13 protein-coding genes and 1 rRNA gene are annotated in these 21,396 nt (G+C 71.3%); 6 read left to right on the top strand and 8 right to left on the bottom strand.

Going from position 1 to position 21,396, the window contains the following annotated elements:
- Nucleotides 1-125: 125 nt before the first annotated feature.
- On the top strand, nucleotides 126-1,796 hold the full coding sequence (locus ABZ794_RS14190) for a DUF885 domain-containing protein (protein WP_210780728.1): 1,671 nt from the start codon (nucleotides 126-128) through the stop codon (nucleotides 1,794-1,796).
- A gap of 121 nt (nucleotides 1,797-1,917) precedes the next feature.
- Here the strand turns inward: ABZ794_RS14190 and ABZ794_RS14185 are convergent, their stop codons facing one another.
- From ABZ794_RS14185 to ABZ794_RS14175, 3 genes are all read right to left on the bottom strand, one after another.
- The gene (locus ABZ794_RS14185; RefSeq protein WP_210780727.1) at nucleotides 1,918-3,405 is read right to left on the bottom strand and encodes a DUF6114 domain-containing protein; all 1,488 of its coding nucleotides are present in this window, start codon (nucleotides 3,403-3,405) and stop codon (nucleotides 1,918-1,920) included.
- 87 nt (nucleotides 3,406-3,492) lie between these two features.
- A complete protein-coding gene (locus ABZ794_RS14180; RefSeq protein WP_112700053.1) occupies nucleotides 3,493-4,116 on the bottom strand; it encodes a DUF6230 family protein in 624 nt (207 codons plus the stop codon).
- A gap of 396 nt (nucleotides 4,117-4,512) precedes the next feature.
- Nucleotides 4,513-5,709: a DUF3068 domain-containing protein gene (locus tag ABZ794_RS14175; protein WP_210780726.1), complete on the bottom strand. Its 1,197-nt coding sequence runs from the start codon at nucleotides 5,707-5,709 to the stop codon at nucleotides 4,513-4,515.
- A 111-nt stretch (nucleotides 5,710-5,820) separates the two neighbouring features.
- Between ABZ794_RS14175 and ABZ794_RS14170 the strand changes: the two genes are divergently transcribed.
- Together ABZ794_RS14170 and ABZ794_RS14165 are read left to right on the top strand one after the other, a co-directional pair.
- Entirely contained in the window at nucleotides 5,821-7,086 is a 1,266-nt protein-coding gene (locus tag ABZ794_RS14170) for an acyltransferase (RefSeq protein ID WP_357515788.1), read from the top strand.
- 109 nt (nucleotides 7,087-7,195) lie between these two features.
- Nucleotides 7,196-8,374: a glycosyltransferase family 4 protein gene (locus tag ABZ794_RS14165; RefSeq protein WP_357516002.1), complete on the top strand. Its 1,179-nt coding sequence runs from the start codon at nucleotides 7,196-7,198 to the stop codon at nucleotides 8,372-8,374.
- On the opposite strand, the gene ABZ794_RS14160 is transcribed toward ABZ794_RS14165, so the two are convergent.
- The 3 genes from ABZ794_RS14160 to ABZ794_RS14150 are packed head-to-tail and all read right to left on the bottom strand — an operon-like array spanning nucleotide 8,359 to nucleotide 12,221.
- Complete coding sequence (locus tag ABZ794_RS14160) at nucleotides 8,359-8,553, bottom strand: hypothetical protein (protein WP_112589285.1); 195 nt, start codon at nucleotides 8,551-8,553, stop codon at nucleotides 8,359-8,361. The genes ABZ794_RS14165 and ABZ794_RS14160 overlap by 16 nt on opposite strands.
- Before the next feature lie 35 nt (nucleotides 8,554-8,588).
- Complete coding sequence (locus ABZ794_RS14155; RefSeq protein ID WP_357515786.1) at nucleotides 8,589-10,334, bottom strand: hypothetical protein; 1,746 nt, start codon at nucleotides 10,332-10,334, stop codon at nucleotides 8,589-8,591.
- Complete coding sequence (locus ABZ794_RS14150) at nucleotides 10,335-12,221, bottom strand: hypothetical protein (RefSeq protein WP_357515784.1); 1,887 nt, start codon at nucleotides 12,219-12,221, stop codon at nucleotides 10,335-10,337. It abuts the gene before it with no gap.
- 161 nt (nucleotides 12,222-12,382) lie between these two features.
- Between ABZ794_RS14150 and ABZ794_RS14145 the strand changes: the two genes are divergently transcribed.
- Together ABZ794_RS14145 and ABZ794_RS14140 are read left to right on the top strand one after the other, a co-directional pair.
- Entirely contained in the window at nucleotides 12,383-16,753 is a 4,371-nt protein-coding gene (locus tag ABZ794_RS14145; protein ID WP_357515782.1) for an alpha-(1->3)-arabinofuranosyltransferase, read from the top strand.
- 44 nt (nucleotides 16,754-16,797) lie between these two features.
- A complete protein-coding gene (locus ABZ794_RS14140; RefSeq protein WP_238690463.1) occupies nucleotides 16,798-18,090 on the top strand; it encodes a polysaccharide biosynthesis protein in 1,293 nt (430 codons plus the stop codon).
- On the opposite strand, the gene nudC is transcribed toward ABZ794_RS14140, so the two are convergent.
- Nucleotides 17,987-18,904 carry an NAD(+) diphosphatase gene (nudC, locus tag ABZ794_RS14135; RefSeq protein ID WP_357515780.1) on the bottom strand — a complete coding sequence of 306 codons (918 nt, stop codon included), beginning with the start codon at nucleotides 18,902-18,904 and terminating at the stop codon, nucleotides 17,987-17,989. The genes ABZ794_RS14140 and nudC overlap by 104 nt on opposite strands.
- Before the next feature lie 182 nt (nucleotides 18,905-19,086).
- Here nudC and ABZ794_RS14130 point away from each other — a divergent pair, with 182 nt between their 5' ends.
- A complete protein-coding gene (locus ABZ794_RS14130) occupies nucleotides 19,087-20,907 on the top strand; it encodes a VanW family protein (protein ID WP_210780721.1) in 1,821 nt (606 codons plus the stop codon).
- A 363-nt stretch (nucleotides 20,908-21,270) separates the two neighbouring features.
- Here ABZ794_RS14130 and rrf read toward each other — a convergent pair.
- Nucleotides 21,271-21,387 (bottom strand): 5S ribosomal RNA (gene rrf / locus ABZ794_RS14125).
- Between the last annotated feature and the right edge of the window lie 9 nt (nucleotides 21,388-21,396).

Raw genomic sequence — 21,396 nt, 5'->3', positions numbered from 1 at the left:
ACACTCTGCCGCAACCGTGCGACAAAGTCGCGCGCCTTTCGGCCGTCACGCCGCACCTGAACCCGCAGCTCGAACACGACAAACGCCGGCGACATGGGGGTGGGGTGGTCACGTAGGGTCGCAGCGTGGGACGAATTGATGAACTCGCCAACCGCTACGTGGCCGAGTGGGCGCCGTTGAGCCCCACCGGCGCCACCTTCGTCGGCATCGCCGGCCATGACGACCAGCTCGACGACCTCTCGCCCGACGGCTACGGCGCGCGCGCGGACCTCACCCGCCGGACCCTCGCCGAGCTGGAGGTGACCGAGCCGGAGACCGAATCGGAACGGACCGCCAAGGAGGCCATGCAGGAACGGCTCGGCCTGGACCTCGCCCGGTACGACGCCGGCGAGGTGACCAGCGAGGTCAGCGTGATCACCAGCGGGCTGCACGAGATCCGCATGGTGTTCGACCTGATGCCCACCGCGACCAGCGACGACCAGGCCAACATCGCCGCCCGGCTCAACGGCTTCGGCGCCGCACTGGAGGGCTACAAGACCACGCTGCGTGAGGCTCTCGCCGCCGGTGAGGTCAGCTCGAAGGTGCAGCTGGTCGAGGTGGCCAAGCAGTGCGACATCTGGGTCGACCCGACCGGTGACAACTTCTTCCACGGGCTGGTCGAGCGGCTCGGGGCGGAGGGCACGCTCGGCTCGGAACTGCGTCGAGGTGCGGCGGCGGCGACCGCGGCGACAGCCGAGTTCGGCCAGTTCCTGCGTACCGAGCTGGCCCCGCACGGGCGGGACAAGCAGGCCGCCGGCCGGGAGCGCTACGAACTCGCCTCGCAGTACTTCCTCGGCGCCAAGGTCGACCTGGACGAGACGTACGCCTGGGGCTTCGCGGAGCTGGCCCGCCTGGAGGCGGAGATGCGGGTCGTGGCGGGGCGCATCGCCGGCTCCGGTGCCACAGTCGACGAGGCCGTCACCACGTTGGACGCCGACCCGGCCCGGACCATCCAGGGCAAGGAGGCATTCCGGGACTGGATGCAGGCGCTGGCCGACAAGGCGATCACCGAGCTGCACGGCACCCACTTCGACATCCCGGAGCAGGTCCGCCGCATCGAGTGCTGCCTCGCACCGACCAGCGACGGCGCCATCTACTACACCGGCCCGAGTGAGGACTTCTCCCGCCCCGGTCGGATGTGGTGGGCGGTGCCGCAGGGCATCAGCGACTTCTCCACCTGGCGGGAGGTGACAACGGTCTACCACGAGGGCGTGCCGGGTCACCATCTCCAGGTGGCGCAGACCGCCGTCCGGGCCGACCTGCTCAACCGTTGGCAGCGGCTGCTCTGCTGGGTCTCCGGGCACGGTGAGGGCTGGGCGCTCTACTCGGAGCGGCTGATGGACGAGCTGGGCTACCTGGAGGATCCGGGCGACAAGCTGGGCATGCTCGACGGCCAGGCGATGCGCGCGGCACGGGTGATCGTGGACATCGGCATGCACCTGGAGCTGGAGATCCCGAAGGACAATCCGTTCGGTTTCCACCCGGGCGAACGATGGACGCCCGAGCTGGGCTGGGAGTTCATGCGCGCGCACTGCCGGGTTCCGGACGAGAACCTGCGCTTCGAGCTGAACCGCTACCTGGGTTGGCCGGGGCAGGCGCCGTCGTACAAGGTGGGTGAGCGGATCTGGCTCCAGGCCCGCGAGGACGCCAAGGCCCGCAAGGGCGCCGATTTCGACCTGCGGGAGTTCCACCGGCAGGCGTTGGACCTGGGTGCGCTGGGTCTCGACCCGCTGCGCCGGGCGCTGGCCCGGCTCTGACCGGGCGGTGGCTGCGCGCGCCGACGGTACGACGAGTCCGTCGCCGCGCGCGGCCACGCCCGAGCCGAGGCCGCTCGCGCGGCCGACTGCTCCACCCCGAGGCCGCTCTGTGGCGGTGCGCTCAGCCGAGGGTGAGTGCCAACGCCGGGCGGGCGGTCAGCGTGTCGCTGGTGACGTACGCCAGGTCGATGGCGGGGTCGGTGAACGTGATCGGGATCGGCGAGGTGATCGGAAGGCCGTCCGGTAGCGGCAGATCCGGAGTCAGCGTGATCTTGATGCCGAGCAGCCGGCCGACGAACCGGGTCGCGTAGAAGGCCACGTCTCCCCGCACTGTCAACTGGTTGGTCGCGTACCGCTGGTTGCGCCCTGCGGGGCCGTCGGCCCGCAGCAGGAAGTCGGTGGTCACCGCCTCCCGCATGCTGAACTTCAGCACCTTGAGGTCGCCCTTCACCGTGTGCAGGTCCGTGACCCCGTCGAACCGCAGCCCGGTCATCCGCACCGACGACCCGGTGAGCTTCGACGGCGTCTGGGCCACCGTCGGCTGGCCCGGATCGGCGGCGATCCGTGGCAGGAGCTTGCCCGGCTGCACCGTTTCCGGCCTGCCGGGTGCCGGCGTTGCGGGTTTGCCCGGGGTCGGCTTGCCCGGGGGCTGCGACGGGCAGTCGGTGGGGCCCGGGCGGGGCGTCGCCGTGCTGGTCGGTCGGGGTGTCGGCGTGGCGGTGGGAGGCACCGGGGGCGCCGGGTCCTCTTGGCCCCCAATGCCGAGCAGATCGCCGATCCCGTCCAGGATGTCGGTGATCACGTTGCCGCCCCGCGCCGGGCTCGGGGTGGGCGTCGGCGTGGCCGCGCTGCGACTGGGCGACGGGGTGACGGCCCGGGGCGGGGTGGGACAGCCGGTCGAGGCCGGTCGGTTCGGTGCGGCCTGGACCGCTCGGGGCTGGCTGGCCAGGCCGACGGCCGCCAGGCCGAGCACCACGAGAGCGACGGCGAAGGCTCGCGGATCAGCGGAACGTCCCGGCCGTTCGGGCGGCGCACCCTCGTCGGACGCTCCGTCCCCCGAATGATCGACAGGCACGACACCGTCCTGCTCGGCGCCGCCGCTGTCGGATCTGTCGCTGTCAACACCAGCCAGGCCGACGCCGGCCAGACCGACGCCGGCCACGCCCAGGTCGTCGCCGTTCTGCTCGATCCCGGCCGGCTGCGGGGTGGGTGGTGCGGGGTGGATCGGGGTCCAGGCGAAGGCGAGCGCGCTGCCGACGATGCCGAGCAGCAGACCGACGAAGAAGCCGCCCAGGTTGAGCCCGATCAGCGAGTACACAGCGGTGACCGCCGCGACGACCGAGTAGAACAGCCGCTGTGCCGGGGTGAACCAGAGCAGCAGGCCACAGGTCACCAGGATGATCGGGATCAGCAGCGAGAGCAGGCCGGTCGCGCCGCTGTGGAAGCTGAGACCGTTGAGGGTCATCCGGGTGGAGGCGAACATCTCCAGCCCGGCCAGGGCGATGAGCAACCCGCCCCAGAACGGCCGGCTGCGCTGCCAGCGGCGGAAGAGCCGCCACACCTGAGCCGGACCACCGGGCCGGGCGTGGGACGGGTTCGCGGTTGTCACGTACTCCTCCTGGCCGAGCGGGGACGGGACCGAGCGGGGACGGGGGCATGGGCCCGGGGTGTCGACCACCGCGGGCCTCGGCTCAGCTCAGAAGCACTCCTTGCCCTTCGCGTCGTCACCCACGTTGACCTTGAGTCGGAGTCCGACCAGGTTGAAGGTGGCCGCCGTGGTGTAGCGGGACACCTGTTGCAGGTTGGTGATGGTGACGTGGTCGGAGTTCTGGCCGAACGAGCCGGCCTGCGCCGTCGGGTTCAGGTCGGTGGCGTCCCGACCAATCCTGATGTTGGTGAAGGTCGCGTTGCCGTTCAACGAGTCCATCGCTATCAGCAGGTCCTTGGCGCGGGCGGGTTCCTTGCCCTCGCCGGCGTTGATGGTGAGCACCACCGGCAGGCCCGGCAGGTCGGCGCGGACGGACTGGCAGAGGCTGTACAACTCGGCGCTGCTGATCTCGGAGAGCGCGATCGGGTGGACCTGCCCGGACTTCCCGTCCTTGCCCTTCTCGCGGACGATGCCGCCGTACTGCTTGAAGCCGTCGCCCTCCAGGCGGTCGGCGCCGATCTTGAATGTCTGCCCGGAGACCGTGATGTCGGACGCGATCGCGCCGGTCGACATTCCGAAGAGGATGGCACCGGCAGCCGCCGTGGCGGGCACCATCATGGCGGCGAAACGCCACCATCGGGTACGACCCTGACTGTCCAACCGATCCTGCACGGGGTTCCTCCTCGGGTCGATGCGCGCGAGTGGCCGGTCCCGAGCGGGCGGCCCGCACTGGGAGCCCGCGTTCTGTTACCGGCTGGTAACCATCGGGCTTGATGGTGCACCCGTTGCGGCGCAGGTCACAACCCCCTGATTACCGGGCGGTAACAGTGAGGCGACCAGGAGGAGGTGGGGCATCACCGAAAGTGAACGAATTCGGCCTCGCAACCCTCTTGTATGACCACAAGACGGGCGCAGGGTGGTGGCGGGATCAGCGCAACGTGACACTACATTGACTAATTACAATCGAATAACAAATGTAAAGCACGCAGGTCGTACGGGTTGCCACATGGCCGAGGGGCGGACCGCGTCGCGGCCCACCCCTCGGTCGTACGTCCGGTCGTACGCGCGTCAGCGCTGCTCCACCTCGCCCGGAGCCGGTCGCTGGGTCGGCACAGTCGGGTCCTCCGACTTCCAGTTGGTCGTAGCCGGCGGGATCTCGTCGCTCAGTGGCCCGCCGACCGGCTGCGGCCTGGGCTGCTCGACGGTGTCCGTGTCGCGTACCGGTTCCTGGTCCACCCGGGTCGGCGTCGGATCGTCGACCGCCGGCTCGGCGCGGTGCCGGGCCGTCCCACCCTCGGGTCGGATCACCAGCCACACACCGAAGACGACAGCGATCAGACCGAGGACACCAGCGACGATCGGGCCCCAGAAACTGATCAGGCCGATCTTGAAGCGGTTGTCCTTGACCGTCTCGACACTGCGGCTGACAGTGTCGTCGGTGTAGTTGAAGTCCGCGTCCAACAACACCGTGGGGGTGCCGGTGTTGGGGCGCAACTCCTTGTGCTGCTGCTCCCGCACGTTCACGTAGGAGCCGGTGACCGGGTCCACCCAGAGCGTACGGATGTTGCTGTAGACGACCTGGCCGCTGGTGGCGCCGGGCGCGAACTTGCCGACCAGCGTCTGGATGCTGCTCTCCGGGGTGGCCAGCACCTCGTTCTCGATCCGCTGCTCGAAGCGGTACGCCTCGATGCCCTTGATCTTCTCGGTGCCGACGAACTTGGCCGGGACAGCCCGCTTCAGGTCACGGTCGAAGACCTGGTAGTCGCGCTTGGCGGTGCCGAACGGGAACTTGTAGATCTGGCCGGTGTACTTCACGTTGCCGACCGGAGTCCCGTCCGCCCCGGTCTCGTTGAGCCACTGGTCCTTCCACGAGGCGGCCGCACCGGAGATCCGGTAGAGAGCGAGTTCGGTGCTGTACTGGCTGACCACGTCCTGGTTGTCGGTGCGCCGGACCGTCTGGTAGACGTCCCAGATCACCGCGTCGCCCTTGAGGTCCTCGGGCAGCCGATCCTTGGTGTCGTCGGGCTGTGGAATGACCTCCACGTTGGACACCAGGTCGCCCTGCGGAACCTCGATGCTCACCGAGCTGCCGGTGGCCGTGATCTTCAGGAACCTGGCGTTCTTCGCCTCGGCGACGGACGTCGTTGGCTCAAGATCGTAGGGGAGCTTGGTCACGGCGGGGGCCACATAAAACGGCAGCCCGGCCGCGAAGACCAGCAATAAGACGCCAAGCCCGAAGAGCGCGGCGCCCACGCGAAGCTTCACTCATCCTCCTGTAACCTGCCGCCCTACGACCTGTTGTCCGGGGCACCCGATCCTTAACATGGCGGGAGGTTACTCCCCGGTCACCTTCAAAGCGACCCCCTGGATGTCCAGATGTCCACAGCCGCCGCGCCAACAGTTTCGGAGCCTTCGGTAACCGGCCGACTTCCCGCCCTCGACGCGCTGCGAGCAATCGGCGCGGTGGCGGTCGTCGGTCACCACGTCGGGTTCCAGACCGCCGTCACCATGAACACCCCCTGGGGCGGCTGGCTGGCTCGACTGGACGTCGGCGTCGCCATCTTCTTCGTACTGTCCGGGTTTCTGCTGTTTCGGCCGTGGGCGCTCAACGCCGCGACGGGACGGGCCCGACCCCGCGCCAAGCGCTACCTGTGGCGGCGAGCCCTGCGCATTCTGCCCGCCTACTGGTTGGCGATCGTGGTCTGCCTGATCGTCCTGCCGCAGAACGGGCAGGCGTCCGTCGGCGACTGGATCCGCCACCTCACCTTCACCCAGATCTACCAGGCCGGGCAGTTGCGCGCCGGGCTCAGCCAGACCTGGAGTCTCGCCACCGAGGTCGTGTTCTACCTGATCCTGCCGCTGGTCGCCGTGCTCGCCGTCGGCCGGTCCTGGCGTCCGGTCCGGACCATCGTGATCGTCAGCGGAAGTGCGCTGCTGACCGCTGGATGGCTCACCCTGATGGGGCTCGGCTGGCTCGACGCCGCCCTGCACACCATGTGGTTCCCCTCGTACGCCGCCTGGTTCGGCACCGGCATGGCACTGGCGGCGGCGCACGTCGCCCTGCGCACCGGGACCGCGCCCGCGGCCTTCCGGGTCCTGGACGACCTGGCCTCGGCACCGGTCACCTGCTGGGCCGCCGCCGTCGGCCTGATGGCGATCGCGACGACGCCCGTCGCCGGCCCCCGCGACCTCACCGAGCCGACGGCCGCCGAGTTCGGCGTCAAGCTGGCCCTCTACCTCGTGATCGCGGCACTGATCCTGATCCCGGTGGCCTTCGGCGGGCCGAGCCGGGCCAAGGAGATCTTCGGCAGCTCGTCCGCCCGGTGGCTCGGCGCGGTCTCGTACGGGCTGTTCCTGTGGCACCCCATGGTCATCGAACTCATCTACCTGGTCGACGATCGACAGCTGTTCACCGGCGGGCTGCTCAACACCTTCGCCCTCACCATGGCCTTCGGTCTGGTGTACGCAGCGGTCAGCTACTACGGCGTCGAGCGGCCCCTGCAACTGCTCGGGTCGCAGGGTCGGCGCCGATCCACCGGGCGTGGGCGGACGTCCGGGACCTCCGCCACCGACGTGGCCGCACCGGCCACCACGCCGCCGACCGTCGCGGCTGGCACTCCGGTGCCCACTGTCGGCGGGTAGCGCCCAGCGCTGGCCCATCGGGGCATTGCCGGCCGGCACACCAGCCCCTAATGTGACGCGGGTCGCTAAATTACTTGAGAGTAGGGTTCGCGTGGAGCGTCGCTTCGGCATGCCCGGAAACGTGTTGTTCCTCAACTGGCGAGACACCCGCAACCCCGAGGGCGGCGGTTCCGAGGTGTACGTCGAACGGATCGCCGCCGAACTGGTGGCGCGCGGATTCCGCGCCACTCTCTTCTGCGCCGCCCACAGCCAGGCTCCCGCCGACGAGGTCAACGAGGCGGGCGTACGGCTGGTGCGGCGCGGTGGCAGACACAGCGTCTACCTCTGGGCGGCACTCTGTTACGTCGCGGGCGCGCTGGGCATCGGCCCGCTGGCGGCCCGCCGCGGCGGGCGGCCCGACGTCCTTGTCGACGTCTGCAACGGGTTGCCGTTCCTCGCCCCGCTGTGGGCACGACGCCCGGTGGTCAAGCTGATCCACCACGTGCACCGCGAGCAGTGGCCAGTGGTGCTTCCACAGTGGGCTGCCCGGTTCGGCTGGTGGATCGAATCGTCGCTCGCCGTACGCGTCTACCAGCGGTGCCGGTACGTCACCGTCTCCGAGGCGACCCGCCGAGAGTTGGCAGTGCTCGGCGTGCCGCCGGAGCAGGTCTCCGTGGTGCACAACGGCACCCCGACGCTGCCCCACACCGACGCCGAACGGGCGACGTTCCCGCTGCTCGTGACGCTGAACCGGCTGGTGCCCCACAAGCGGGTGGAGGTGGCACTGCGGGCCGTCGCGGCCCTCGCCGACGAGCTGCCCCAACTACGCCTGGTCGTCGCCGGCCAGGGCTGGTGGGAGTCGCACCTGCGTGAACTCGCCGCTGAGCTGGACATCACCGAACGGGTGGACTTCCGGGGCTTCGTGACCGAGGAGGAGAAAGCCGCCCTGCTCGCCTCGGCCTGGGTGGCCCTGACCCCGTCCCTCAAGGAGGGCTGGGGGCTCACGATCGTGGAGGCGGGTTCGGCGGGCACCCCGACTGTGGCGTTCCGAGGAGCGGGCGGAGTCACCGAAGCGGTAGTCGACGGGCGTACCGGCCTGCTGGCCGACGACATCGACGACTACCTGATGAAGGTGCGCACGCTCCTGCACCAGGATGAACTGCGGCGGGAGATGGGCGCTCAGGCCCGGGAGCACGCGGCCAGCTTCACCTGGCAGGCCGCGGGTGGGCGCTTCGAGGCGATCCTGAAGGGTGTGGAGTCGCCCCGCCCAATGCAGCAGCGGGGCGAACCGTCCTACCTGTCGCCGTAAACCGCTGGGGCGTACGGGTCCTTCTTACCGGCCCGCTTGGCGGCCTCCGAGACGAGCTTGGCCTCACTCGCGGCCTCCTCGTCGGTGGCGGTCGCGGCGGCCGAGATCCCGCCGAGAGCCAGGATCCCCAGCAACGCCGCCACCAGGCCAGACACGACCAGGGTCAGAGCTCTACGCATGCCAATCCTCCAATGGCGAGACGTGCGAGCGGACGTTACCACGCGGTAGCTCGCCGGTGTAGGGCCGAAACGGCGGCAGCGATGACCACCAGAAGGGCAGCGCTGAGGGCCGCCACCACCGCCAGTCGGGCCGGCCCCGACCCGCCCGATTCCCGCACCGTCGCCGGGTTGCGGTACAGCGTCAGGAACGGTCCGTCGTGGACGCGCTCCAGGCCGCCGAGCACCTGAGAGTCGACCTCGCCGGAGACCTCGTGCTGCACCAGGACCCAGCGCACCCCAGTGGTCCAGACCTGCCGGCCCTCGGCCAGCGCCCGGCGCATCTCACGGACGCGCGGGTTCTCGCCGGCCACGGCGACGTCGCCGACCCGGAGCGTGTCGTCGGTCAGGACCGTCCCCGGCAGGTAGCGGGGCGCCGGGTCCAGCACGACCCGACCAGGGTTCCACGGGTACGCCCGGTAGGCGCTCAGCGGCAACGCGAGGATCTCCCCCGGCTCCTCCTCGATGTGCTCGGCCACCCGCTGCCACTCCGCCGGATAGCTCACCGGACGAAGCCGACCGACACCGCCGAACGCCAGGTCCGGCAGGACCGCCACCGGCAGGAACAGCAGCCCGACCAGGACCACCCCGGCCACCTCCCGGTCGATCCGGGCCACCAGCCGCTCGGCCCCCAACGCCGCGCACACCACCAGCAGCAGGGCGTACGGCGCCAGGAACTTCTGCCCATCTCGCAGCAGCCCCGCGCCGGGCAGGTGCACCACCGCCCACCGAAGCGCGGCATCCCCGCCGGGGAGCAGCCCGAAGGCGGCGAGCAGGAAACCGGTCCCGGCGAGCACCGCCAGGCGCGCCACCCCACCCGGGGGTAGCCGGCGCCGCAGCAGGCCCGCACCGACACCGGCCAGGATCAGCAGCACGAGGGTCGCCACCGGCACCAGTGGCACCGCGCGACTGGCGGGGGTGGCCTGTGCGCTCCAGATGCCACCGGTGCCGGCCAGCGCCACCAGCGGACCGGCCCAGTTCTCCGAACGTGCCGCGAACGCCGCCACCCCCGCCGGGTCCGAGGAACCCCCGGCACCGGTGACCAGGGCCGCGACCACCCAGGGGGCGTTGAGCACTCCGACCGCGGCCAACGCCTGCCGGGACCGGTGCGGATGCATTCGCTGCGACACCAGCAGCGACCGGGGCGCGCGCATCCGGTCCGACGTCAGCACCAGCACCGTGCCCAGCGCGATCAGACCGCCGGTCGGCGTGATGGCGGCGGGAGCGGCGGCGAGCACCACCCGGGCGAGCGCGCCGTCGCGCCCGGCCCGCAGGTCCAGCACCGCCCGCACCAGCCAGGGCAGCGCGGCGTACGCGAGCAGCAGCCCCCACTGCCCGATCAGCAACCGCTCGGCGAGGTACGGCGACCACGCGTACGCCAACGCGGCGAACAGCCGGACCGCGCGCCGTTCGGTCGGCACCAACCGGCCGGCGCCGACCGCCGCGAGGAATACCGCCCCGGCGAGCGCCAGCCGCTGCACCAACCAGCCCGGCACGAGCTGGGTGACCAGCGAGACCAGCGCGTCCATCGGCACCGCCCGGGGCAGACTCTGCGCCGGGGCCACGAGATCCCAGGTCAACGGCTGCCGGGGTACGAACACCATGTCGTACAGCAACGCGTAGCCGGGCGTCGCCAGCGGGGCCAGCACCACCACAGTGACGGCCGCCGCGACCGCGTACAGCGACAGCGTGTCCCGCGCCCGCCGAACCGGTGCGGCCTCGACGCCGTCGGTCGGCTCAACCATTCACGATGCCGGCACCGCCCGGCCGACGGTGATCAGCTCGGTGCACACCCCGACCCCTGGCGTCTGGACGGTGACCTCGACGGCGTCCCCCGCACCCTCCAACAGGAAGAACAGGTCGTTCAGCCCGCGTCGCAGGGTGATCTCGCGGGTGGCGTCGCCGAGCCGGAACAGCGCTGTCGAGTCACCCGAGCTGAGGTAGCCGAAATGCACCGCGTACGGCCACTCCACCAGGTACCCGTCCAACGGGATCCGAGTGGGTCGGCCGCCCTGGGCCAGGTGCCCGCAACCGTCCACCGGGCCGGGCACGATCTTCCGTCCCTGGACCACTACCGGACGGATCCGGCCGAGATCGTCGAACGTCGACGGTCGCGCGGCCTCCGTCACGAAGGTGGGTCGACGCTCGGCCGGGCGGAAGAAGTGCGACTGGAGATTGTCCGGCCAGAAGTAGCCGGCGATCACCCGGTCCGGGACGGCGGTGTCGAAGAAGACCGTGCCCGGCGGCGCTGCGGCGAGCTCGGCCTGCGTCGTCGCGAGATAGTCCCGCCCGTACTTCGTACTCCAGTTGTCCCCGAAACGGGCAGTGCTCCACAGGGTGCCCACGCCGATGGTCGCCAGGACGACGATCATCGAGACCAGGCCGACAGCGAACGCGCCCGGCTCCCGCAGGACCGTCGGCACCGGCCACGCCGACACCTCGTCCTCGTCGGTGTCCTTGATCCCCAGCAGGGCCGCGCCCACACAGATCGCGGCGACCAGCACCACGTCGGCGACGTACCGGGGGACGACGCCGACCAGTGGGCCGAGCGGCCCGCCCAGCCGGGTGACGGCGAAGAGCGCGGCGACCAGGCCGAGATAGGAGGTGAGCAGCAGCCAGGCCCGGCCGGCCGACGGACGCCGCCGGACGGTGACCACGACGAGCGTCGCCAGCACCGCCCACGACAACCACTTGGCGATGTCGTACGGGTCGACGAGCGGGGGGCCGTCACCGGCGTAGGTCCAACGCCAGGGACCTCCGAGCAGACCCGGCACCACTGTCTCGCCGACCAGGTCACCGAGGAAGTTGAAGACCGGACCGACGGACGCGGGTTCGTCCAGTTGGCGGGCGGCGGGACGGGTCAGGTAGAACGCCAGGTATCCCCCCGACAGCGCGCTGAGCATCAGCCAGGCCGGCCAGTGCCGGCGGACCGCCGTGGCGAGACTGCGCCACACTCCACCGGAGGTGAAGAGGAAGACGGTCAGCAGGAACAGCAACGGCACGATCAGCAGGGACTTGGTGTCGAAGAGCAGGCCGAACACCAGCCACAGCGCGACCGCCACGAGGTGCCGCAGGCGACCTGTCCGCACGTACCGGACCTGGGCTGCCACCGCCATGACCAGGGCCAACTGCATCGGCAGCACGAGCAGCCCGACCAACCACAGCGAGGAGACCTCGAGCGTCAGTGGGCAGAACACGAACAGGCACAACGGAATGAGCAGGCCCCAGCTTGGCCGGAGCAGATCGCGCAGCAGCCGGTACACAGCGATCCCGGTCGCCGCCTGGCCAACCGCCAGCAGCAACACCCACGGCCAGGTGGCGAAGCCCGCCGCCCGCACCATCGCCCACGCCACAAACAGGCCGCCGGGCATGAGGTGGTTGTTGAACGTACGCAGGAGATAGTCCGCGTCCAGCCCGGTGTCGAGGACCTGGGCGGCGATGACGAACTCGTCCTGCGAGAACCAACCACGGGTGGCGAGGCCGGCGCGCCAGGCGACGGACACCGCGATGAGGGCGATCGCCACGGCGCGGACAGGGTCGGCGCGGAGCCATCGGCCGATCGGCCCGGGCCCGTCGCCGTCGGACGAGACGCGTTCCGGATGCGTCTCGGCCTCAGCTTCTGGCATTGACATGGTCGGCAGCCTGCCACACGCTTACACGCCGTGGGGACGGCCGTTCTCCCGATAACGCCACCGCAGCGCCCCTGGTCGCCCGTCCGTGCCCGGTCCGGATAACGTCGCGCGACAGTCGTCGGCTGCAGGTGCGCGTCCGGCCGGTGAAGACAGGAGCCGAAATGCGTGCAGAGGTGGCCAGTGGCGCCGCTCCGGGGTCCAGCCGGAGCCGGCACACGGCCCGACGGTTCCGGCACCTGGTCATCTGCATCGCTCTCACCGCCCTCGCCTTCCAGCAGGCCCCGGGCCAGGTCGTCCCGGACACCAAGGTCGACCTGTTCGTCAACCCGGCCGGGTGGCTGCTCCGCTCGCTGCACCTGTGGGACCCCACCGGCACGTTCGGCCAACTACAGAACCAGGCGTACGGCTATCTCTGGCCGATGGGCCCGTTCTTCCTGCTCGGGTCGGAGTCCGGCCTCGCGCCGTGGGTGGTGCAGCGGCTGTGGTGGGCACTGCTCTTCTGTGTCGCCTACCTGGGGGCCGTGCGCCTGGCGGGCCGGCTCAACATCGGAACGCCCGCCGGGCGCATGATCGCCGGCGTCGCCTTCGCGCTGTCACCGCGCATCCTCACCCAGCTCGGCTGGTCCTCGGTGGAAGCCTGGCCCAGCGCCGTCGCCCCCTGGGTGCTCATTCCACTCGTCGGTCTCGCCGCCGGCACGCGACTGCGACGCGCCGTCGCCGCGTCAGCCATCGCCGTCGCCTGCGCCGGTGGCGTCAACGCCACTGCCGTGTTCGCTGTGGTGCCACTGGCCCTGCTCTGGCTCGCCACCGTCCAGCCCGTACGCCGCCGGGTCACCGCCATCGCCGCCTGGTGTGGCGCGGTGGCCCTGGCCACCGCGTGGTGGTTGGTTCCGCTGCTGGTCCTCGGGCGGTACAGCCCACCCTTCCTGGACTACATCGAGACCGCCCGAAACACCACGAGCGTCACCGACGGGGTGACAACCCTGCGCGGCGCCTCCTACTGGGTCGCCTACCTGGCCTCCCCGTTCGGACCGACCATCCCGTCCGGTGCGCGACTCGCCAACGAGGCGGTGCTGGTCGCCGCCACCCTGGCGGTCGCCGCCCTCGGTGTGCTCGGGCTGTCCCGACGGGGGATGCCGCACCGCCGGTTCCTCATCACCGGTCTGGTGCTCGGCGTCGCGCTCGTCGGCCTCGGGCATGTCGGCGACCTGCCGAACATCCTCGCCGGGCCACAGCGGGAGTTCCTCGACGGCGTCGGCGCACCCCTGCGCAACGTGCACAAGTTCGACGTCCTGCTCCGCCTACCCCTGTGCCTGGGCATGGCGCACCTGATCGGGTTGGCCGTCCGGGCGGCGCGCACCGCGCCCGCGCGGCACCGTCGGCGAACCGTCGCACGCGCCTGGCTGACCGCCGGCACCGCCATCGTCGCCGTCACGGCGGTCGCCACACCCGCCCTCGCGGGCGGTCTCGCCACCCCGGGCAGCGTGAAGGAGGTGCCCGGCTACTGGCACGACGCCACCGACTGGCTCGACGCGAACACGGGGCTCGGGCGGGTGCTCGTCGTACCCGGGGCGCGTTTTCCGTCGTACGACTGGGGCAACACCACCGACGAGATCACCCAGCCGCTGCTCAACAGTCGGTGGGCGGTACGCAACGCCATCCCCTTCACCCCACCGACCACGATCCGACTGCTGGACGTGATCGAGGCGACGCTCGCCACCGGCGCCGGATCGACCGGCCTGGCGGACCTGCTGGCCCGATCCGGAATCAGCCACGTCCTGTTCCGCGCCGACCTCGACCACGGCCGCTCCGACACGGCCCGCCCAGCGGTGGTCCGGCAGGCGCTGGAGCGCTCACCCGGGTTGACCCGCGTCACGTCCTTCGGCCCCCTGCGCGGCGGGCCCTCGTCCCCCGACGAGTTCCGCGACCACGGGCTCGACGTGCCCGTCCGGGCGCTGGAGGTCTACCGGGTCGACCGGCCCGTCGAGCCGGTGGTCGCCTACGACAGAACCGACGTGACCACTGTTGTCGGCGGCCCCGAATCACTGCTCGACCTCGCCGCGGCGGGGCAGCTCGGCCCGGCGCCCACCGTCCTGGCCGGCGACGCGTCGACCGCCGACGTCGCCGGACCGGTGGCGATGACCGATGGTCTGCGCAGGCGGGACGTGTCGTTCGGCGGACTGCGGGACAACACCTCCCAGACGTTGACCGCCGACGACACCTTCGAGGTCACCGCGCCCGCCCACGACTACCTGCCCGAGTGGGGCGCAGAGCACTCCACCGTCGCCCGTTTCGAGGGCATCAACGCGATCCGCACCTCCACCGCCCGTTCCCAGGTGGGCTCCCCCGGCGGTGCCCGCCCCGAGCACCAGCCGTACGCGGCGATGGACGGCAACCCGGCGACCTCCTGGCAGTCCGCGCCGTACTCGCCCAGCGACCAACAGTGGATCGAGGTGGGCCTCGCCAACCCGACGACTGTCACCCGGGTCGAGGTGTGGTTCGACCTGAAGGCCGATGCCCTGCCCACGACAGTGACCGTCAGCGCCGGGTACGAGAGCAGCACCGTCGAACAGTTCAGCGACCACATGGTGTTCGAACTGCCCGGTGTCCACGCCACCCGCGAGGTCCGGGTCTCGGTCGACAGCGCGTACGACCTGCGCCCGTTCGGAAACGGCTCGGTCGGCATCGCCGAGATCAAGATTCCGGGCATCCAGACCAGCCGCACCCTGGTCCTGCCCGCCGCACCGGTCACCGACCGACCGGCGACCGTCGTCGTGTCCGCGGCACCCACCACGCCGGCCTGCTTCTCCGTCGACGGGTACCCGCGCTGCTCCACCGACGCCATCCGTGGTTCCGAGGACGGGTCCACCATCGACCGGACCCTGACCCTGCCGGCGGCCGGCGCGTACGACGCCAAGCTGTGGGCGCGGCCCACGGCCGGCCCCGACCTGGACAACGCCCTCGACAAGTTGGTGACCGACGCGCAACCGCTGCGGCTCGCGGCGCAGATCAGCGCCTCCTCGACGGCAGTGCCCGACCCGACCGGCCGGGCCGGGGCGGCACTCGACGGAAACCCGGCCACCAGTTGGTCACCGGCGATCGACGACGAGGCACCGATCCTGCGACTCAAGTGGCTCAAGCCGCAGACCATCACCGGGCTCCGCTTCTCCGTCGACGACAAGACACCCGCCACCCGTCTCGGCAGTGTGCGGGTGGTCGGCGACGACGGCTTCCGCAGCAGCCTGCTCGGCGACGACGGGCTGCTCCGCCTGGACCCGCCGATGCGGACCGACGAGATCACCATCCAGTTCCTCGACAAACCGTCCGCCACCAGCACCGACCCGTACAAGCTGCGGTTGCCGGAGCGGTTGCCGATCGCGGTCGGCGAGGTGACAGTGTTACCCGGAGCGCCCACCGTCGGACCGCGTTCCGACGCACCACTGGCGCTGGCCTGCGGATCGGGGCCGACGCTCCAGATCGGCGCGGCGCGGGTCACCACCACGCTGCGCGGCACGCTCCGCGACCTGCTGGAAATGCGCGAGATGCCGGTGACGCCGTGCGGCCGGGCCACGCCCCGGCAGCTTGACCTGGGCCGCGGGGAGCACCGGATCGTCGCCACCCCGAGCCAGCTGGCCTCGCCCACCAGGGTCGCCCTGGTACCGAAGACGACCACCCCGACCTCGGCGACCGCCAGCGGCACCGAGATCGAATCCTGGGCGGCCACCGAGCGACGGGTGCGGGTGGCCGGTCACCCCGTCGACCGGGTGCTCGCCGTACGGGAGAACACCAACACCGGCTGGCAGGCAACCATCGGCGGACGGACGCTGAAACCACTGGTGGTGGACGGATGGCAGCAGGGCTGGATCCTTCCCGCCGGCGCGTCCGGAGAGGTGCTGTTGCGTTTCGCACCGGACACGCCGTACCGGGTGGGGCTTCTCCTCGGCGGCGTTCTGCTCGCCGTGGTGGTCCTGCTCGCTGTGGTGCCCGCCCGACAGCCCACCGGGCGAACCTCGGCGACCGTCCCACCGCGCGGCCGACGTCGGGTCACCCGCTCGCTGCCGCTGCTTGCCGTCGGGGCCGCCGCGCTGGTGCTGTGGAGCGGCCTCATCGGCGGCCTGCTGGTCGCGGCCGGATTCATGCTGGCGGTACCCGGCCCACGCCGCCTGCCCTGGCCGGCCGACCCACGCCGGGCCAGGACGATCAGCCGGGCCGTCGAGACCTGGCTCCCCGGCGCGCTCGTCCTGCTCGCCGGGTTGCTCTACCTCGACTCGACACGACGGAACACCGACGCGCTCGTGCAACTCACCATCGTCGTCGCCCTGGGTGCCCTCTGGCTCTCCACCGCCGCCCGACGACGGCCCGTACGCCGGGCCAGGCCGACCGCCGCGACCCCAGCGGTTGCGGCGGCTGCGCTGCTCGCGGAGGGACCGAAGCCGTACCCGGCCGAGCCGGACGCCACCGAGCCGGCGGGGCCCGGCCAGTCGGCTGGACCAGCCGACGGGCAGCTCCCGACCTTCTCCGAGATCACGTGAGCTTCCGACGACCCGCCCGTCGGGAGAGGACGGCCCAGACGGAGCTGACACGCGGATGGAGTACGGGCCTCGGCGCTGCCGGGGTCAGCGTCACAGTGGCCGGGGTCCTGGTCAACGGCCTGGCGTACCTGGTGCCGGTGCTGGCCGCCCGGCGGCTCGACCCGGCCGACCTCAGCGCGCTCGCCACCGCCCTCGGTCTGGTGGCCATCGTCGGTGTGCCCGGGCTCGGCCTGCAACTGGCCGTCGCCGTGCACCGCGCCCGGCACGGCGCCTCCGACACTCGGCGGCTCACCGCTGTCACCGCGGCAGTGTGCGCGGGGACCCTCGTCGCGGCGACACCACTGCTGGTCACCGCCCTGGATCTCCCGGTAGAGATGCCCGCGCTGCTGGCGGTCACCGCCGCGGCGATCGTGCTCTCCTCCCGGTCCCTCGGAGAGTTGCAGGGTGGCCAACGCTTCGTACGACTCGCCGTCGGGATGGCCGTGCTCGCCGCCGGCCGCTACGGCGGCGTGCTCGCCGGATTGCTGCTCGGCGCGGGACCGACCGGCGCGCTGGCGGTCGGCGCGTTGACCGCTGTCCTCACCCCTGCGGTGCTGGCCCGACTCGCCCGCGAGCCCCAACGGTCGTCCACCGCCCCACGGCTGACCGTCGCTCAGGTCGTTGCCGGCTGCGGTGCGACGCTGGCGATGCTCGTCGTCTCCTACGCCGACCTGCTGCTGTCCCGGCAACTGCTGTCCCCGTCGGATTCCGGGGCGTACTCAGTCGGCACCGTCCTGAGCAAGGGTGCGCTCTGGGCACCGCAGGTCGCCGCCGTCCTCGCCCTACCTAGGCTGGCCCGCGGTGACCGGCGCAGCCGAACGGTTGCGCTCGCGGTGACAGGCGGGTGTGGCGTGGTGCTGGTCCTCGCCTCGACGCTCGCCGGAGGGCTCGCGTTCCGCCTCGCCGGTGGGCCCGACTACGACCACCTGGGCCGGTACGCGCCAGTCTTCGCGGCGGTCGGTGCGCTCTACGCGGTGACGTTCGTGCTGCTCAACGACCGCCTCGCGGCCGGCGCACGCTGGGCAGCGGCACCGCTGTGGGTGGGTGTGGCCGGCCTGGTGGCCGTCACCGCGACCCTCCGGCCACACACCGTCCCCGGTCTCCTCCTCGCGGCGGTGGGCACTGCCATCGTCACCACCGCGCTGATGGCGGTGACGGCCCGTCGGCCCGCGCCGGTTCCGGCGGCCCAGCCGACTAGCCCTCCGCGAGCCAGTCCGTCAGCAGTCGGTGGTCGATCGAGTCCACCCGACCGAGCGGACGACCCGAGGCCACCCGGCCCCGCAGCTCCGCCCGGGTGAACCAGCGCGCCTCCAACAACTCCTCGCCGTCCACGCGTACCTCGTCGGAGGTCGCGGTGGCCCGGAAGCCCACCATCAGGCCGGCGGGGAACGGCCACGCCTGTGACCCCTGGTAGGTCACGTCGGTGACTGTCACGCCCGCCTCCTCGCCCATCTCCCGGCGGACCGCGTCCTCCAGGCTCTCGCCGATCTCGACGAAGCCGGCCAGCGTCGAGTACGCGTCCTCGGCCGCGCCCGCGTGCCGGGCCAGCAGACAGCGCCCCGACCGGGCGGGCGCCTCGACCAACACGATGACGGCCGGCTCGATCCGGGGGAACAGCAGACGTCCGCACTCCATGCCGGTGCAGGTCCGCAGGTGCCCGCCGCCGCCGGCGACGGCCGGCGCGCCGCACGTCCCGCAGAATCGCTGCTGCCGGTGCCAGTGCAACAAACCCCTGGCGTACGCCAGGACGGACGCGTCGCCGGGTTCGAGCCGCCCGACCAGTGCCCGCACGTCGACGGACCGCACCGCACCGGCCATCTCGACGGCGGACCGCTCGGGGAGCGCGGAGAGGTCCGCGGTGAACACGGCGGCCTCCCCATCGAGCCCCAGGAAGACGGTCTCGCCGGCGGCGGACCGGACCAGCGCCGCGCGCTCCGCGCTGAGCCGAACCGGCCCGTGCCCGTCCACGAGACAACGGTCCCGCCACATCGGCAGCAGCACGCTGGTCGCCTCGGTGAGCAGCACGCCCAACCGCGTCGGATCGGTGCGCAACGGTCCCGCCCGGTCCAGCGATCCGCCCCCGTACGCCAACACCCGCTCCGCAGTGTCCACCCGGTCACCGTGCCACGTCGGCGGTGGGTCGTCGGCACCGCCCCCGGACCGGTGCGACACGCCGAACGACACGCGGTAGCAGCGCCTGGTGGGCGTAGCCGACGAGGACGGCCGGGCATTCGTTACCGTAGGTGCCTCCGGGAGGGAGGACCTCCTGCGGCACCCTGGCGATCGAGGTTGCAGTGACGCTGTACGGCGAAAACAGTCCACCCGCCGACGACCGGCCCACGGTGCAGGTCACCGCGGTCACCTGGCCGGACGACGGAGCTGAGCCGGTCACCACAGCCGCTCCCGGCGAGCCGGACGGCGGCCCGCGCCGGACGCGTCGGGTGCGCATGCTGCTCGCCGCCGGCATCACCGGTGGCGTCCTCGCCGCCGTGGCGGGTGCCGGCGCCTGGGCGTACGCCGGTGACGTTCCCCGTGGCACCACCGTGCTCGGCACCGAACTGGGCGGCCGGAGCCGCGCGGACGCCGACCGGGAGTTGCGGGCGGAACTGGACCGCCGGGCGGCAACCCTCGCCACGCCGCTGAAGGTCACCGTCGACGGACGCACCGCCGAGATCAACCCCGCCGACGTGGGGCTGACCGTCGACGTCCCGGCGACCGTCGCGGCAGCCGCTGAGGCCGACGCCCACCCGGTCAGCCGGCTGGTCGGCTCCCGCACCGTCGAGCCGGTGGTGACCGTCGACGTGGGCCGATTGGACGACGCGCTCCGTAAGGTGCTCGGCAACCAGGCCCAGGGCATGACGATGCCGGCGATCACCTATCAGGGCACCACGCCGAAGGTCGTACAGCCCAAACCTGGGCTGGCTCTGAACCCGGAGCGTTCCGCCGAGGTGGTCCGCGCCGGCTGGCTGGCCGGCGCCCCGGTCACCGTGCCCCTGGTGGAGACCCACCCGGCCACCACTCCGGAGGAGTTGGACCGGATGGTCAGCGAGCTGGCGAAGCCGGCGGTCGCCGCGCCGGTCACCCTGCGCACCAGCAAGGGTCAGGTGTCGATCCCGCCCGCCGCCATCGCGAAGAGCCTCCGGTTCGGCGCCGACAAGACCGGCAAGCTCACTCCCTCGGTGGACGTCAAGCGGCTGCGAGCGGCGCTCGGCGACAAACTGGCCGCCATCGAGGTGCCGCCGAAGGACGCCACCATGACGATTTCCGGTGGCCGGCCCACCGCCAAGGAGGGGCGATCCGGGCAGCAGCTGGACACGGCAGCCCTCGGTCGAGACCTGCTGGCCGTGCTACCGAAGGCGGACGGCCGCGAGGTGACCGGCGAGTTGAAGCCGACGCCGCCGCAGCTGACCGCGGAGAAGCTCGCCGGCCTGGGCATCAAGGAGCGGGTGTCGACCTTCACCACCCGGTTCACCGGCGGCATGGCCTCGTCGCGCAGTCAGAACATCGCGACCATCGCGAGGAAGGTGGACGGCACCGTCGTACTACCTGGGAAGACGTTCTCGCTCAACGGGCACACCGGCGAGCGCGGCTACGCCCAGGGCTACCGGGACGCACCTGTCATCCTCGATGGCAAACTGGTGCCGGGCGTCGGCGGCGGCACCTCGCAGTTCACCACCACGCTGTTCAACGCGACCTACTACGCCGGCTTGGAAGACGTCGAGCACAAGCCGCACTCGTACTGGTTCGACAGGTACCCGGCGGTCATCGAGTCGACGATCTTCTGGCCGAACCTGGACTTCAAGTTCCGCAACAACACCGAGTACGGCGTGCTCATCGACACGTCGTACACCTCCAGCACGATCACCGTGTCGATCTGGAGCACGAAGATCTACGACAGCGTGAAGACCGAGTACGGGCCGCGCCGCAACATCACGACGCCGAAGCAGATCCATCTGGCTCCCGGCCCCTCCTGCATCGAGACCAACGGCATCAACGGCTTCACCCAGGACGCCTTCCGGGTCATCAAGAAGGGCGGCGTGGTGGTCAAGCGGGAGAAGTTCTCCTGGCGCTACGACGCGGAGCCCCGCTACGTCTGCGGGCCGAAGACGCCCTGAGGATCCAACCGTTCCGGGTCGATCCTTCCCTGAGGCCGCCCTGCTCCGGGTCCAGCTCAGGGTCTGGGGTCAGCTCAGGTCCGGCGTCAGGTCACCGGTGTTGCCGCCGTGTCCATTGCGCTTGCCGCCCTGCGGTGGCATCGGGACCGTGCGCGTCTCCCGAGGCCGAGCCTAGCCCCGAGCGCCAGACCGAGCCCTGAACCGCCGCGATCTTGCACTTTCGGTCGTCGTAACGCGAACTCTGAGCCGGTTTGTCGCCGCAGAAACTGCAAGATCGCGGGGGTGAGATGGAGCGCGGGGCAGACCCCAGGGGGAAACGCAGATTAGGCCACCCCCGGTGGGGGTGGCCTAATCTGGAAGATTGTCCGGCGGCGTCCTACTCTCCCACACCCTCACGAGTGCAGTACCATCGGCGCTGGAGGGCTTAGCTTCCGGGTTCGGAATGTAACCGGGCGTTTCCCCTCCGCCATGACCGCCGTAACTCTATGA

Origin of the sequence: Micromonospora sp. NPDC047187, from assembly GCF_040643355.1 — a bacterium.
GTDB classification, from domain to species: domain Bacteria; phylum Actinomycetota; class Actinomycetes; order Mycobacteriales; family Micromonosporaceae; genus Micromonospora; species Micromonospora salmantinae.
Note: the sequence above shows the minus strand (reverse complement) of the source record. Positions and strands in the feature narration are given on the sequence as shown.

What these genes read in the sequence shown, in the direction of transcription:
- ABZ794_RS14170 (WP_357515788.1), top strand. Translation starts at nt 5,821, where the DNA reads ATGTCCACAGCCGCCGCGCCAACAGTTTCGGAGCCTTCGGTAACCGGC.
- ABZ794_RS14165 (WP_357516002.1), top strand. Translation starts at nt 7,196, where the DNA reads ATGCCCGGAAACGTGTTGTTCCTCAACTGGCGAGACACCCGCAACCCC.
- ABZ794_RS14160 (WP_112589285.1), bottom strand. Translation starts at nt 8,553, where the DNA reads ATGCGTAGAGCTCTGACCCTGGTCGTGTCTGGCCTGGTGGCGGCGTTG.
- ABZ794_RS14155 (WP_357515786.1), bottom strand. Translation starts at nt 10,334, where the DNA reads ATGGTTGAGCCGACCGACGGCGTCGAGGCCGCACCGGTTCGGCGGGCG.
- ABZ794_RS14150 (WP_357515784.1), bottom strand. Translation starts at nt 12,221, where the DNA reads ATGTCAATGCCAGAAGCTGAGGCCGAGACGCATCCGGAACGCGTCTCG.
- ABZ794_RS14145 (WP_357515782.1), top strand. Translation starts at nt 12,383, where the DNA reads ATGCGTGCAGAGGTGGCCAGTGGCGCCGCTCCGGGGTCCAGCCGGAGC.